The organism is Asaia siamensis (genome assembly GCF_014635085.1).
GTDB classification, from domain to species: Bacteria; Pseudomonadota; Alphaproteobacteria; order Acetobacterales; family Acetobacteraceae; genus Asaia; species Asaia siamensis.
On sequence record NZ_BMCH01000005.1, the window covers coordinates 234,313 to 248,475 of the forward strand.

Here is a 14,163-nt window from a genome sequence, read left to right on the forward strand (position 1 = left end):
AGGAACGCGCAGGATGCGGCTTTCGCTCTCACCGGTCCTGATCTCGGGCGCCCTGCTTGTGCTTGGCGCCCTTGTCGTGCCCGAGGCTCGGGCCGAAGAGCCCTGGCGTCATGTTTTCGAGCTGTCGTCAGAGGCCCAGCGCAACGAGCATGTTGCTGTTCTGCCTGTCGTTCAGGGCACGCTTTTCCATCAGATAGCGGCCATGGCGCGTGTCGATGCGGATACCAGCCGGGTGATCGATATCCATTCGGCCGGAAGTGGCAAGATCACCGCAGTGCATGTGACGCCCGGCCAGCGCGTGGCGCTTGGTGAGAGGCTGATTTCCTACACCGATCATTCTCTGCATGAGCTTCATCTCCAGCGCGAACAGGTCGTGGCGGCTCTCGACTCTGCCCGTGCCGGTGAGGCCGAGGCCAGTCTTCTCTACAAGCGCGGTCTGGCGCTGGCTGGCAGTGCCGTCTCGACCGGAGAGCTCGAGCGTCGGCGGATGGTGCTGCAACAGCAGCGCGGCCTGGTGACAGCGCGTCAGGCCGATCTGGCGACGCTCGATCATCGTCAGACAGAGGAGTTCACCTCGGTTACGGAGCGGGTCGTGCAGGATGAGGCTTCAGACCTGATCAGCCCGGTCAATGGCGTTGTGCAGACCGTGCGAACCGCTGTGGCCGCCGATGTCACTGCAGGCGATAATCTGGTGACCGTGGTCGACCTCTCACGCCTGTGGCTGGTGGCGGATATCTCGCCTGAGGATGCGGCCCAGCTCGCAACCGGGGCAGAGGCAATTTTTCGTCTCGCAGGGCAGGAGAAATCACCCGTTTTCCTTGCCAGGATCGGGACGATTGCCGGTCTTGCCGACCCGTCGACTGGGCTGGTGCGGGTGGTCTGCACGCTCGACAAACCGCCTGCTTCCATAAGGCCGGGCATGATGCTCGATGCGTTGTTTCAGAGCGGCGCGGGTAGCAAGGGGCTTATCGTACCCAGGGCGGCACTCCAGCAGATCGATGGTCACGACGTGGTTTTTTTGCGTCGTGATGCAACGCATTTCCTGCCGGTCGAGGTGCAGATCATCGAGCAGAATGAAGAAAGCGCCGTCATTGCCGGGGCGGTCCATGCAGGCGATCAGATCGTGGGCGAGGGCAGTTTCACGCTGAAATCCATGGCGCTGCTTTCCTCCATGGCGGATGACTGATCTGGCCATGTGGCAGTTTCTGCAAGCCAACAAACTGGCGGTTCTGGCGCTTTGCACCTTGCTGGTACTGGCAGGGCTCCTTGTCGTGCCCGGTTTGCCGGTGGAGCCAGTGCCCGATATCTCGCCGCAGCAGGTTCTGGTTTCTGTAACCGCGCCCGGCCTTGCCACCGAGGAGGTTGAAAAGCAGATCACCTTTCCGCTCGAGGCCAGTCTGACCGGTTTGCCTGATCTTGTGGACCTGCGTTCTGTCTCGCGCACGGGCGTTTCGGTTGTCTATCTGCAATTCGATGAGCATTCCGATCTCGATCTGGATCGGACACGCGTGAATGAGCGGCTGCAGAAGGCGCGTGAGAGTATTGCCGTGCCTGTCAGCCTCTCCATGGGGCCGCTCGCCACGGGTATGGGTGAGATCATGCAGATCCAGATCAGGGGGGATAAACATTATTCCCCTCTGGCGCTGAATCGCCTGATGACATGGTCGGTCGCGCCGCAGCTGCGTCTTGTACCGGGCGTGGCTGAAGTCAACGTCAATGGCGGGGCGGAGGAAACCTATACACTGACACTCGACCCGGCCCGTATGCGCGCCCATGACATTCCCATGGGGCGTATCTATGCCGCCATCGAGAGCAATAATGCCTCTTCCGGGGGCGGGTGGATTGCGCAGCAGGCCGAGCAGCAGATCGTGGTCGGTCGGGCCTTGGTAGGATCTCTGGCCGATTTCGCCTCCATCCCGGTTTCGATGGGCGCCAATGGCGTCGTGCTTCGGCTTCGCGACCTGGGGGCGGTGTCTCTGGGCGGCAGACTGCGTCTCGGTGCGGTGACGCGTGATGGCCAGGGCGAGATCGTCAATGGCGTGGTGCTGATGCAGAAAGGCGCAAGCTCGAATGCCACGCTTGCGGCCATCAACCGGGCCTTGCCGGATATAAGCCGCTCCCTGCCGCCGGGTGTGACACTCGAGCCTTTCTACAGTCGATCGACCCTGACGAATGAGACTGTGCATACGATCAAGGAAAATCTCCTGCTCGGTGCGGCGCTGGTTTTCATCACGCTGTTTTTCGTGCTGGGCAACTGGCAGGCCGCTCTGGTGATCATCTCGGTTATTCCGGTGTCGCTCGTCGCCGCCTTTGTGGGCATGCGCCTGTTTGGCATATCGGCCAATCTGCTGAGCCTTGGCGCTATCGATTTCGGTATGATCGTCGATGGTTCTCTGGTTGTCGTCGAGCATCTGATGGTCGAGCGCAGCCGTAATGAGAAAGGCGAGACGCTGGAAAGCCTTGCCGTGCATACGCTGCGCGCGGTGCTGCGTCCGGTCAGCTTTGCGATTTTCGTGATCATCATGGTCTATCTGCCCATTCTCACCCTGCAGGGGGTTGAGGGGCGGATGTTCCGGCCGATGGCGCAGACGATCATCATGGGGCTGCTGACCTCGCTCGTTTACTGCTTTGTGGTCGTGCCTGTTCTCTCGGCTCTGGCGCTGCGTCATGCCCGTCAGGATCGGGAGACGCGTCTCGTGGTCCGGCTGCGCGGCATTTACGAACCTGCCCTGGCCTGGTGTGCCACACATGCAAAGACTGTTTTCATGACGACAGGGGCGGTGTTTGCGCTGGCCCTGCTTCTGGCGTCGCGCCTTGGGGGCGAATTCGTGCCGCAGCTGGAAGAGGGCGCCCTTGTCGTGACCTCGATGCGGTTGCCGAGTGCCTCGTTGCCAACCGTGCTGCGTTCCGTCACGAGGCAGGAGCAGATCCTGCGCGAGTTTCCTGAAGTGGAAACGGTGGTGAGCAATACTGGCACTTCTGCCATTCCAACCGACCCGATGGGGACAAACGAGACCGACAGTTTCGTTTTTCTCAAGCCGCGCAGCGCGTGGCGGGCGGAGATGACTCAGGCGAAGCTGGTTGCTGCCATGAGCAGCAGGCTTTCTCATGATCTGCCCGATGCGGCCTATTCCTGGACACAGCCGATCGAGATGCGCATGGATGACATGCTCTCCGGGGTGCGCAGCCAGATTGCCATTTCGATCTATGGCGATGACCTGACATTGCTCAACAAGCTGGCGGGCAGGGTCGTTGGTATGGTCGCATCCATTCCCGGCGCAGCCGATGTGGCCCAGCAGGGCGAGGGGGCTGTTCCCTATCTGCATATTGACGTCAATCGCGATGCGGCGGCACGTCTGGGTGTTGCCGTGCCGGAAATTCTCGCGACCATCGAAGCCATTGGCGGACATATCGGTCGGCCGGTCATTCTGGACAATGCACTGGTGCCGACGCAGATCCGTTATCGCGAGGGGGCAACGGCTTCCGCCGAGCGCATTGGCGGCTTGCAGGTGCGTCGTGAAGACGGGCGAGGCTGGGTTTTGCTGAAGGATGTCACCCGTTTCTCGGTCGAGCAGGGTAATGCCCGCATCGACAGGGACTCCCTGCACCGCCGCGTGGTCGTGCAGGCCAATGTGCGGGGGCGCGATGTCAAATCCTTCGTGGCCGAAGCTCAGGCGAAAGTCGCAAAAGGACTGGTTCTGCCGTCGGGTTATCGTCTGACCTGGGCGGGGCAGTTTCGCAATCTCGACTCAGCGATGAAGCGTCTGGGCATGGTTGTGCCAATCGCACTGCTTCTGATTTTCGTGTTTCTGATTCTGGCGCTCGGCACACCGCGCGCGGCGCTGCTTGTGTTCATCAACCTGCCCATTGCCGCCACAGGGGGGATTTATGCCCTCGCACTCAGAGGGCTGCCTTTCAGCATCGCCGCCGGAATCGGTTTCATCGCTCTTTTCGGGGTCGCCATTCTCAATGGCGTGGTGCTGGTCAGCCAGATACGCGATTTTCGCCTTGCGGGCATGGTGGCAGCCGAGGCTGCTTTCGCGGCAGCGAAAGCACGTTTTCGCCCGGTGCTGGCGACAGCTTCTGTCGCAAGTTTCGGTTTTTTCCCGATGGCATTTTCTGCCAGTGCAGGGGCCGAGGTAGAGCGGCCTCTGGCGACTGTCGTGATTGGAGGGCTGATCACGTCAACCCTCCTGACCCTGCTCGTTCTGCCGCTGCTTTATGCCCGGTTTTTCACCGATGGGCCGCAGCAGGCAGCAGAAGCGCAAAGACCGGTTCAGCCCATCGGGTGAAGGGCACAAAGCTTGTTGCCTGAGGGGTCGCGCAGATAGCCCAGATAAAGCGTGCCGATGGGGGTCTCGCGCGGGCCGGGCGGGTTTTCGATCGCGACACCGCCATGCGCCAGACCGGCCTTGTGCCAGGCGTCGATGGCTTCCGGCGAGCCGGCGGAGAAGCCGATCGTGCCGCCATTCGCGCCACAGGCAGGCGCCCCATCGATGGGCTTGGTCACGACCAGTCTGCCGCCATCATGCACATAGAGCAGGCGACCCTTGCCATCGACCTGCGCAGGCGGACAGCCCAGCGCACCAAGCGTTGCGTCATAGAAAGCCTTCGAGGCATCGAGGTCGTTGCTGCCGATCACGATATGGCTGAACATGGATTTTCTCCTGATTTATGAGGCAGATCGCTCTGCGGCGCAGAGGATCATGCGCGGCAGGCCGACGTGTCAACACGCGGTGCTGCCGGGGGAAACCGTGCCGTCAGAACGCATGAAGCCGGAGGTGTTTCCACCCCCGGCTTCATCAGACCGCTGAAGGAAGCAGGTCAGAGGCTGGCGCTGATGCGGCCGAAATAATAGCCCCCGGTAAACGGCACCTGATTGGAGAACTGGTCATACATCGAGCCACCGGCAGGGACGAGATTGCCGGGCAGACGACGGGGGCGCACGTTGAACACGTTGTTGACGCCAATCGTCGCATGGACACGCGAGGTGATCTTGTAACCGATCTCAAGATCGGTCAGCCAGCGAGGGGTGTTCTTGAACTGGCCGAAGCAGGTCGTGGAGTAGCGCAGCGCACCGCCGCCGGGGCAGGTAGCCGAGGCAGGCGTCCAGTCCTGATAGGTCATCATGTTGGTGGTCTCGCCATAACGGCTCTGGCGGATATTCACGTCCCACTTGCCGATGGTCCACAGCGCGTTGAGGATGATCTTGCTGCGGGGCGTTGCGGTTGTGATGTAGCCGATGGTCTGGTCGTTGAGCAGCGGCTTGCCGATGGTCGAGACGCCGTTGTGATGCAGGCGGGTGCGGTTGAGGTTGAAGGCCGCCACAAGCGCCACATTGCCGTATTCATGCAGGTGCAGAAGATAATCGGCCTTGATGTCCAGACCCTGGGTGCGGGTGCTCGCCCCGTTGGAAAGGAAATAGGCTGAAGAGGCAGCGGCGTTGGTAGCCGTCGGGGAGACGTCGAAGCCAAAGGAGCGGATGGCATCGAGCGCCTGGGCGCCGCGTACTGTGCCACCCTGAACGATACGATCGCGCAGATTGATCTGATAGACGTCTGTCTCGACATGCAGGCCGCGCACAGGCTCCATGGTGAAGCCGGCGCTGGCATTGACCGAGCGCTCCGGCTTCAGGCCCTGAGCGCCCAGTGATCGGGCGGCTGCCGATTCAACCGGAAGCTGACCGCCGACACTGCCCGTGCCCGCAAAAATGTTCAGACGGCTGAAATGCGATTCCTGCAGGGTCGGGGCGCGGAAGCCGTTTGCGATGGTGCCGCGCAGTGCAAAGCGATTGGTGAAATCGTAGCGTGCCGAAAGCTTGCCGTTTTCGGTGTTGTCGGTGTCGGTGTAATATTCATACCGTCCGGCCACATCGATCGAGAGCTTGCGCGTGGGGCGGAATGTCGCATCGACATAGGCCGAGTAGATATTACGATACCAGGTACCAGCCGATTGCGGAGGAATACCGGCATGTTCGACCGGGCCGCCATCGAGATAGGATTCCGGATTGCCTGAAATGATCTGGTAGGAGTCCAGACGATGCTCACCACCGAAAGCGAGGCTGACAGGCATGGACCAGATCTTGAAGCCGCGACGCAGATCGAGATTATTCGTCCATTGCGTGTTTTTCTGGGTGTAATCCCAGAACTTGCTCGGCGAATAGCCGGTGCGGGCGAGCTGGCCGAGATTGACGACGTCGCGAATGCTGATGCGTGAATTATCGCCGCCATAGACGGTGGATAGATTCCAGTCGAAACCGAAAAGATTCTCGCCCTTCAGGCCCAGCTCTGCAGCGTAATCGAGTTCGTCATCACCCGTGATCGGGCGCAGTTCGGAAATGCCAGCCGCCGGTACGACATAGGGATATTTATAGGCCATCATCTCTGCATGGCGATAGCCAAGCGTGGCCTGACCATAAAGCTCGACGCCCGCCGCAAGCGGCTTGCCGAAATTCAGGGCGAAGGTCTCGCGCGTTTCCTTGGGCGTGCTCAGATAATCGGTCTTGCGGCCGCGCCAGCTCTCTGAACCGGGCTTGACGCCCACGAAATAATTCTTGGTGTCGGCACCAGCGGGCCAGTAGCCGAGCAGCGCGTGGTCCGGCCCCCAGGCGATGGCGTGCTGCGTCTGGTAGAACTGGGCGCCGAGATGGACATAGCCATCCTTGCCAAGCTTGAAGCCACCATCGGCGTCGAGCTGGTATTGTTCCCCGCTGCCGAGATAGGCATTGGCGCCGCCCTGGCCGCTGAGTGTCAGGCCGTGATCCTTTTTCTTCGTAATGATGTTGACCACGCCTGCGATGGCATCAGAGCCATACATGGCTGCCGCACCGTCTTCGAGCACCTCGATATGGTCGATCATGTTGCCCGCGAGCATGTTCAGATCGACACCCGAGGAGGCAAATTGCGGGCCGGGCTTCTGCACGATATTGGCCGTGGAATGACGGCGCTTGCCATCGACCAGAACCAGCGTTTCATTGGGTCCCAGACCACGCATCTGGATGGATGAAACGAGCGAGTTCGTGTTCGACCCTCGAGCGCTCATGGTGATGGACGGATAGGTGCGTGTCAGCGCATTGGCGACGTTGAGTTCGCCCGAACGCTCAAGCGTCTTGGACGAAATCACGACGACCGGGCTGATGCTCTGGCGCGCCTTGACGTGGCTCTCACGCGTGCCGGTCACGACCACCTGTTCGGCATCGTCCGACGGTCTGACGAATTTGTTCTTCTTCGTCAGTGCGGTCGCCTTGTCGGCTTTTTTCTGGGTGACTTCCTGCGCCTCGGGAGAAGCGGCTGCTTCGGCGCTCCGGCTCACGAATGGCGTGCAGGCAGTCGTTGCAACGAGGAACAGGGCAAGTCTTTTCACCGGTCTCTCCGACACGTCTCTGGATGTAACGGGTCGCAAAAGCGTTGCCGGGGCTGTCTGAGTAAAGTTAAGCTTTTATGGCAATATTTCGTATTATTTCCGGTATTTGATAGAGTATTTCAGGGCGCGAAGGGTCGATAAATCCTGACTCCCGCTTCGTCGTATTTTGAGAGAAGAGGAATGATAAAGGATTTGCGAATTCTCTCATTCGTCGCGGATAAAACGAATTCGCTTCATGTCCGGCGTAATTTCAAAGCGAGACGAGCATCACTTTAGGCCCGCTGTTAATGGTCACTAGGGTGCATTGTCATTGGTCCGAATGGAAAACGTCTCCTGTAAATTCTGAAACGTCATGTAACTACTTTGTGAAAACTGTTTCATTCTTTCCGGGCGGGTATCGGGTCGGGCAGGCAGGATATTGCCATCATGGCTGCCCGTTCCGGCGCTGTCATGAATTTGTCATGGTGTTCTTCCCTTGCTGTGACAGGGAAAATCGTAATGTTGCGGCCTCGATATAAAAGAGATCGATCAGGGCGCCGGATTCCGTCGCGGGTCGCGGCGGCGGTCTGGTGATGGCACTCCGGCAAGACGATACGTTCTCGCCCGGTTGCAAATCGCATCGCGATATGGATTGATACATTATATCATTATCCAGTCGCGAGTTTCGAGCCATGTCCTTCAAACGATCCCCGCTTCTGCTTTCCTCTGCGCTTGTCGGTGCTGTCGCCTTTGCGGGCACGGCACATGCGGATGAAGGCATGTGGACCTTCGACCACCTCCCCAAAGCCGCCTTGCAGAAAAGCTATGGCTTTACGCCCGATGCCAGCTGGATCCAGCACGTGGTCCAGTCATCGGCGCGTCTGGCAGAAGGGTGCTCGGCCTCGTTCGTGTCCGGTGACGGGCTGGTGATGACCAATCACCACTGCGCCAATTCCTGTCTCGCAGCCCTGTCGGACAAGGATCACGATTATTTCCGTGACGGGTTCACGACCAGGGATCTGGCCGACGAGCGTCAGTGCCCCGGTATGGAACTCGACCGTCTTGATACGATGAAGGATGTTTCCGGCCCCGTAGCCGACGCCACAAAGGGCAAGCAGGGCGCGGCCTATGCTGCGGCCCTTCAGGAAGTGGAAAGCAAGCTCACCAAAGATTGTATCGGTGGTGATGACGCCCATTGGCGCTGCGACATGGTCTCGCTCTATCATGGTGGACAGACCGCGCTTTACCGCTACCGCCGTTACAAGGATGTGCGCGTGGTCATGGCGCCCGAGCAGGGTATCGCGTTTTTCGGGGGTGACCCCGATAATTTCGATTACCCGCGTTATGATATCGATCTGTCGATGCTGCGTGTCTATGAGGGCGGCAAGCCGGTGCATACGCCTTACCTGCAATTCGACCCGGCAGGCCCGAAGGCGGATGATCTGGTCTTTACATCTGGCAATCCGGGGCGCACGCAGCGAGGCCTTCCGGCGGCGGCTCTCGCTTTTCAGCGTGACGTGATCAATCCGACCGTGATTGCCTTGTATTCGGTGCGCGAGGGCATGTTGTGGCAGTATGGGCGCGAGAGCGCCGAGCATGCCAAGCAGGCTGAAGACATTTTGTTTGGTGTCCAGAACGCCCTGAAATCCTTTTCCGGCACGCAATCGGCGCTGCAATCGAGCGATATTATTGCCCGTCGTGCCAAAGAAGACGCTGACCTTCAGGCATGGATCGACGCTGATCCGGCCAGAAAATCGGCTTATGGCGAGCCTTTCAAGGCGGTCGATCAGGCCATTGCCCTCGAAAAAGATTTGTTCACGCGCAATCTCGCACTGAGCATGGTCTTTGGTGGGGCACTCAATAATGTCATGGCTCTGGTGGAGGGCGCGAACGAGCGCAGCAAGCCCGATGCCAAGCGTCATTCCGGGTTTCATGACGCGCAGCTTGGAGAGATCGAGACGGCGCTTGGCGCAAAGGAGCCGTTTTACCCCGAACTCGAAACCGCTCTCTTCGCGCTGCGTCTGACAAGCCTGCGTCAGACCATCGGTGCCGATGATGCGCTCGTGCATCTGGCGCTTGGCAACGATGCCCCCGATGAACTCGCTGCCCGTCTGATCAAGGGCACGAAAATGGGCGATCCGGCGGCGCGACTGGCGCTATGGAAGGGCGGTCTGAAGGCTGTCGAGGCCTCGAATGATCCGCTGGTCGTTTTCGTCCGCAAGCTTTACCCAAGCTATGCTGCGCTGCGTGAGCAGATGCGCAATGAGGTTACTGCACCCTTGCACAAGGCCCAGGGCGATATTGCGCGTGCCCGCTTCGCTCAGGCCAAGGCTGATGGGCGTCTCGATACGCTCTATCCTGACGCCACGTTCTCGCCGCGTCTTTCCTATGGAACGGTCAAGGGCTGGCGCAAGAACGGTGTCGATGTGGCGCCCTTCACCGATTTTGCCGGGATGTACCATCATGCTACCGGCAGCGAGCCTTTTGCCCTGCCCAGGCGCTGGCTCGACGCCAAGGATGAAGTCAATCCGTCGACGCATCTCGATTTCGTCTCGACCAATGACATCGTGGGTGGCAATTCCGGTTCGCCGGTCATCAGCCGAGAGGGCAAGGCTGTCGGTCTGATTTTCGACGGTAATCTGCCCAGCCTTGCTGGCGATCTCTATTACGACATCAGCAATAACCGTGCGGTCGCGACGGATACGAGCGCCATCATCACGGCATTGAAGATTGTCTATCATGAAGATGGACTAGCCAGCGAGCTGATCAACGGCCATCGCTGAACGTGGTCTCTGCGGGGCGCTGCCCCGCACCCCGGAAAGGGGCAGGCCCCTTTCATCCCTGGTAGAGGGCTTCCAAAGGGCGACAGCCCTTTGGCGGGGTGATGGGGCCATGGCCCCATACACTCAGATAACCGGCGTACCACCCGTCACGGCGATGGTGGCGCCCGAGATGTAGCTTGCTTCATCGCTGGCGAGCATCACATAGGGGGCAATCAGCTCGACAGGCTGGCCAGGACGGCCGAGCGGTGTGTCGGCACCGAACTCATGCACATGATCGCCATGCATCGTGGCGGGAATGAGCGGGGTCCAGATCGGCCCGGGGGCGACGGTGTTCGAACGGATGCCCTTCTCGCCGAGAAGCTGGGCGAGACCACCGCTGAAATTCTGGATGGCGGCCTTGGTTGCTGAATAGGCCAGAAGGCGCGGCTTGGGGCTGTCGGCATTGACCGAGATCGTATGAATGATCGACGCCCCGCTTTTCATATGGGCGACAGCATGCCGTGTGAGGCGGAAGGTCGCACCGATATTGGTGGCGAAAGTGTCATCCCATTCGTCTTCGGAAATATCTTCCAGCGCGAGACGCTCGACCTGAAAGGCAGCGTTGTTGACGAGGACATCGATGCGCCCGAAGGCAGCGACAGTCTCGTCCACGACGGTCTTGCAGATTGCGCGTGATTTCAGGTCGCCGGGAAGCAGAAGCGCCTTGCGGCCTGCCTTCTCGATCCAGCGCGCCGTCTCTTGTGCGTCCTTTTCTTCTTCGGCAAGGAAGGAGAGGGCGATATCGGCACCTTCGCGGGCAAAGCCGATGGCGACAGCGCGGCCGATACCGGAATCGGCACCCGTGATGAGGGCAATCTTGCCCGTCAGACGTCCGGAACCCTGATAGCTGCTTTCACCATGATCAGGCAGCGGGGTCATGGCCTCGGTCTGACCGGGGATACGGTCCTGGAGAGGGGTGTCGAAAGGGGGCTTGGGGAAAGTCGTCATGATGAACACCTTCGTGCGGGAGAAGGAAAAAAGCGCGGCCCGCGGCCTGCCTGTGTTCATCGCGAAAACGTGAGGTTTAGTTCCGTGGCAAAGGATATCAGGGGTGAAAACCCCTGATATCCGGATCATCAATCAGGCTGAGCGGATCAGTTTGTGATTGACGAATTCCTCGATCCCGTTCGAAGAAAGCTCACGGCCATAGCCGGAATTCTTGACACCACCGAAGGGCAGCTCGGGAGCGGTGCCTGTCGGCTCGTTGATGAACACCATGCCGGTCTCGATGCGCTCGGCAAGCTTGCGGCCACGCTCGACATCGCTGGTATGGATCGAGCCACCCAGACCGTAAGGCGAGTCATTGGCCAGTGCGATGGCGGCATCGTCGTCAGCCACGGGGTAGACGATGGCGGCCGGACCGAAGATCTCTTCGTAGAAGATCGGGTTATCCTTGGTCACGCCGGTCAGCAGCGCTGCCTGCATGAAGAAGCCTTCGCGGTCGAGCTGCTTGCCGCCCACGACCAGCTTCGCACCGTTAGAGACGGCCTTTTCGACCTGGCTCAGGGCCAGCTTCATGGCGTTTTCGCTGCTCATCGGCCCATGGGTCACGCCCTGTTCCAGTGGGTCGCCATAGCGGAACTCGGCGATGGCATCGGAGAGACGACGGACGAACTCGTCGGCAAGCGATTCATGCACGATCATGCGTTTGGCTGCTGTGCAGACCTGACCGTTATTGGACATGCGACCGGCAACAGCGTTGGGGATCACCTCATCCAGATTGGCGTCTTCGAGCACGATGAACGGGTCGGAACCGCCAAGCTCAAGCGTGGTCTTCTTGAGCGCCTTGCCTGCCTGGGCGGCGACCGCGCTGCCCGCACGCTCGCTCCCTGTCAGGGCAACACCGCGGACTTCGGGGCGGGCGATCAGCTCTTCAGATACATCGTTGTCGATGAAGAGATTGGTCCATGCTCCCTTCGGGGCCCCGGCTTCGACGAACAGGGCCTCGAAGGCGAGCGCACATTGCGGTACGCCGGGCGCGTGCTTGGCCAGCACGACATTGCCTGCCATCAGGTTCGGGCCAGCGACGCGGGCGAGCTGGTAATAAGGGAAGTTCCAGGGTTCCACGCAGTAGATGACACCCAGAGACTGGCTCAGCACGGTGGCACGTCCCTTGGCGACTTCAATCTCGCGCGGAGCGAGGAATTTCTCTGCGTTCTCGGCGTAATAGCGCAGGATTTTTGCTGAAAGCTCAGTTTCCGCGATGGATTCCGGCAATACCTTGCCCATTTCGATGGCGATGAGGCGTGCGTATTTTTCCTTGTTCTGCTCAAGGATTTCCGCAGCCTTCAGCACAATGGCCTTGCGCTCGTCAAAGCTGCGATGGCGCCAGTCGCTGTTATAGAACTCGTGGGCAGCCTCGAGTTTCTCGAAGGCCTGGGCCTTGGTGTGAAGCTCGAATTCGCGCTCGGTCTTGCCGGTTGCCGGGTTGATTGTCCGATAAAGGCTCATCGTGATGGCTCCTTTCTTGAGGACCCCCGGCCTCACGGTCGGGTGATCTGCATGGTTTCAGAAAGGCCGAGCCGCGGGATGGTTGCGTGATTTTTTATGCGAAAGACTGTGTCAGCGGGGGCAGGAGCATGGCGATGCAGCGCAGAAAACAGGGAATCAGACAGGGGAATTGGCTTGGCTTTCAGGGCTGTGAGTGGTTACTTCCGTTTCTGTCGAAGGTCTCGCGCAAGCGAGTGAAAAGGGAATGCCGAACGGGCTGGCAGATCCGCTCAGGATCGGGCTTGCGGCGGCAGCTGTCCCCGCAACTGTGAGCGGTGAGTTCCTGCTCGGGCCACTGGGAGCGTGCTTCCGGGAAGGCGCAGGATATGATGACCCGCGAGCCAGGAGACCTGCCTTCGTCTTTGCTGCCATGGCAGCCGGACGGGACGATCCGGCAGCCGGAGACGAGGTTTTGTTCAATCACGCGTTTGAAAGCCCCTTGCGCCACCGGACAGGGATGACGCGCTCATGACGATGGTGAGCGGGGGGATAAACCCGCCTGAGAAAAGCCTGCGTCTGCGTATCTCGATCCTTGGCCTGTGTCTGATACTGGTCAATCTGGGCTTGTGGATCTGGAGCTTCCTCCTGCTGCGTGACAGGCCTCTTCTGCTTGGCAATGCCTTGCTGGCTTATGGTTTTGGCCTGCGTCATGCAGTCGATGCCGATCATATCGCGTCAATCGATAACGTAACGCGTAAGTTCATCCAGATGGGGCGTCAGCCGCTTCTGACAGGGTTCTGGTTTGCCATCGGTCATTCTCTTATCGTTGTGCTGGCGGCGTTGGGAACGGCATTGCTGTCTCAGGCGATGCAGGACCGTTTTGGCGCCTGGCGTGATATCGGCAGCGTGACCGGCACGCTGATTTCAGCCGGCTTTCTGTTTGCGCTGGCGATAACGAATTTCATCGTGCTGCGTGGCGCCTGGCGTGCCTGGCGTCATGTGAAGTCTGGCGGTGCGGTTGAGGAAATCGACATCGATGCGTTGCTGGCCAAGGGGGGGCTGCTGGCCCGTCTGCTGACGCCGCTTTTCAGGCTCGTCTCCAGAAGCTGGCATATGGTGCTGCTTGGCTTCTTGTTCGGTCTGGGCTTCGATACGGCGACAGAGGTGTCCCTGCTCGGCCTGTCTGCCTCTCAGGCCAGTCATGGCGTTTCGGTTGCGACCATCATGATCTTCCCGGCGCTTTTTGCAGCTGGCATGGCCCTGATCGATACGGCTGATGGCGTGCTGATGCTCGGGGCCTATCGCTGGGCGTTTGTCGATCCACTGCGCAAGCTGCGCTACAATATCATCATCACCCTGATCTCGGTCATTGTGGCTGTCGGGATCGGCAGCATCGAAACGCTGAAACTGCTGGGAGACAAGATCGGCTTCGAAGGGCGTTTCTGGCAGCTCGTTTCACTGGTGAGTAACAGTTTCAACCAGATCGGCTTTATCGTGATCGGCCTCTTCGTGCTGGCCTGGATGGCCTCGCTGATCTTTTATCGCGTCGACAGGCGTCGCCGGGGATAAA

Annotated in this window: 8 protein-coding genes and 1 riboswitch; of the genes, 4 read left to right on the plus strand and 4 right to left on the minus strand. The window is 59.8% G+C overall.

Annotated elements, in window-relative coordinates; genetic code table 11:
* The first annotated feature begins 13 nt into the window (after positions 1-13).
* Positions 14-1,186, plus strand: coding sequence for an efflux RND transporter periplasmic adaptor subunit (locus IEV53_RS10775; RefSeq protein WP_188426783.1), 1,173 nt, complete (start codon positions 14-16; stop codon positions 1,184-1,186).
* 7 nt (positions 1,187-1,193) lie between these two features.
* Positions 1,194-4,292 (plus strand): efflux RND transporter permease subunit, encoded by a 3,099-nt coding sequence (locus IEV53_RS10780; RefSeq protein WP_188426843.1) that lies wholly within the window; start codon positions 1,194-1,196, stop codon positions 4,290-4,292.
* On the opposite strand, the gene IEV53_RS10785 is transcribed toward IEV53_RS10780, so the two are convergent.
* Together IEV53_RS10785 and IEV53_RS10790 are read right to left on the minus strand one after the other, a co-directional pair.
* Entirely contained in the window at positions 4,277-4,657 is a 381-nt protein-coding gene (locus IEV53_RS10785; RefSeq protein WP_188426784.1) for a VOC family protein, read from the minus strand. The two genes, IEV53_RS10780 and IEV53_RS10785, sit on opposite strands and share 16 nt — an antisense overlap.
* A gap of 167 nt (positions 4,658-4,824) precedes the next feature.
* Complete coding sequence (locus IEV53_RS10790; protein ID WP_229719827.1) at positions 4,825-7,362, minus strand: TonB-dependent receptor plug domain-containing protein; 2,538 nt, start codon at positions 7,360-7,362, stop codon at positions 4,825-4,827.
* Between the two features lie 671 nt (positions 7,363-8,033).
* Here IEV53_RS10790 and IEV53_RS10795 point away from each other — a divergent pair.
* Positions 8,034-10,124: a S46 family peptidase gene (locus tag IEV53_RS10795; RefSeq protein ID WP_188426786.1), complete on the plus strand. Its 2,091-nt coding sequence runs from the start codon at positions 8,034-8,036 to the stop codon at positions 10,122-10,124.
* Positions 10,125-10,247: 123 nt separating this feature from the next.
* Here the strand turns inward: IEV53_RS10795 and IEV53_RS10800 are convergent, their stop codons facing one another.
* On the minus strand, positions 10,248-11,111 hold the full coding sequence (locus tag IEV53_RS10800; protein WP_188426787.1) for an SDR family oxidoreductase: 864 nt from the start codon (positions 11,109-11,111) through the stop codon (positions 10,248-10,250).
* Between the two features lie 132 nt (positions 11,112-11,243).
* Positions 11,244-12,614: an NAD-dependent succinate-semialdehyde dehydrogenase gene (locus tag IEV53_RS10805; protein ID WP_188426788.1), complete on the minus strand. Its 1,371-nt coding sequence runs from the start codon at positions 12,612-12,614 to the stop codon at positions 11,244-11,246.
* A 199-nt stretch (positions 12,615-12,813) separates the two neighbouring features.
* A riboswitch (cobalamin riboswitch) is annotated at positions 12,814-13,025 on the plus strand.
* Positions 13,026-13,121: 96 nt separating this feature from the next.
* Here IEV53_RS10805 and IEV53_RS10810 point away from each other — a divergent pair.
* Positions 13,122-14,162 (plus strand): HoxN/HupN/NixA family nickel/cobalt transporter, encoded by a 1,041-nt coding sequence (locus tag IEV53_RS10810; protein WP_188426789.1) that lies wholly within the window; start codon positions 13,122-13,124, stop codon positions 14,160-14,162.
* Position 14,163: the final 1 nt, after the last annotated feature.

Bases quoted from the DNA above. Each gene is read 5' to 3' on its own strand.
- IEV53_RS10775 (WP_188426783.1), top strand. From the start codon at position 14: ATGCGGCTTTCGCTCTCACCGGTCCTGATCTCGGGCGCCCTGCTTGTG.
- IEV53_RS10780 (WP_188426843.1), top strand. From the start codon at position 1,194: ATGTGGCAGTTTCTGCAAGCCAACAAACTGGCGGTTCTGGCGCTTTGC.
- IEV53_RS10785 (WP_188426784.1), bottom strand. From the start codon at position 4,657: ATGTTCAGCCATATCGTGATCGGCAGCAACGACCTCGATGCCTCGAAG.
- IEV53_RS10795 (WP_188426786.1), top strand. From the start codon at position 8,034: ATGTCCTTCAAACGATCCCCGCTTCTGCTTTCCTCTGCGCTTGTCGGT.
- IEV53_RS10800 (WP_188426787.1), bottom strand. From the start codon at position 11,111: ATGACGACTTTCCCCAAGCCCCCTTTCGACACCCCTCTCCAGGACCGT.
- IEV53_RS10805 (WP_188426788.1), bottom strand. From the start codon at position 12,614: ATGAGCCTTTATCGGACAATCAACCCGGCAACCGGCAAGACCGAGCGC.
- IEV53_RS10810 (WP_188426789.1), top strand. From the start codon at position 13,122: ATGACGATGGTGAGCGGGGGGATAAACCCGCCTGAGAAAAGCCTGCGT.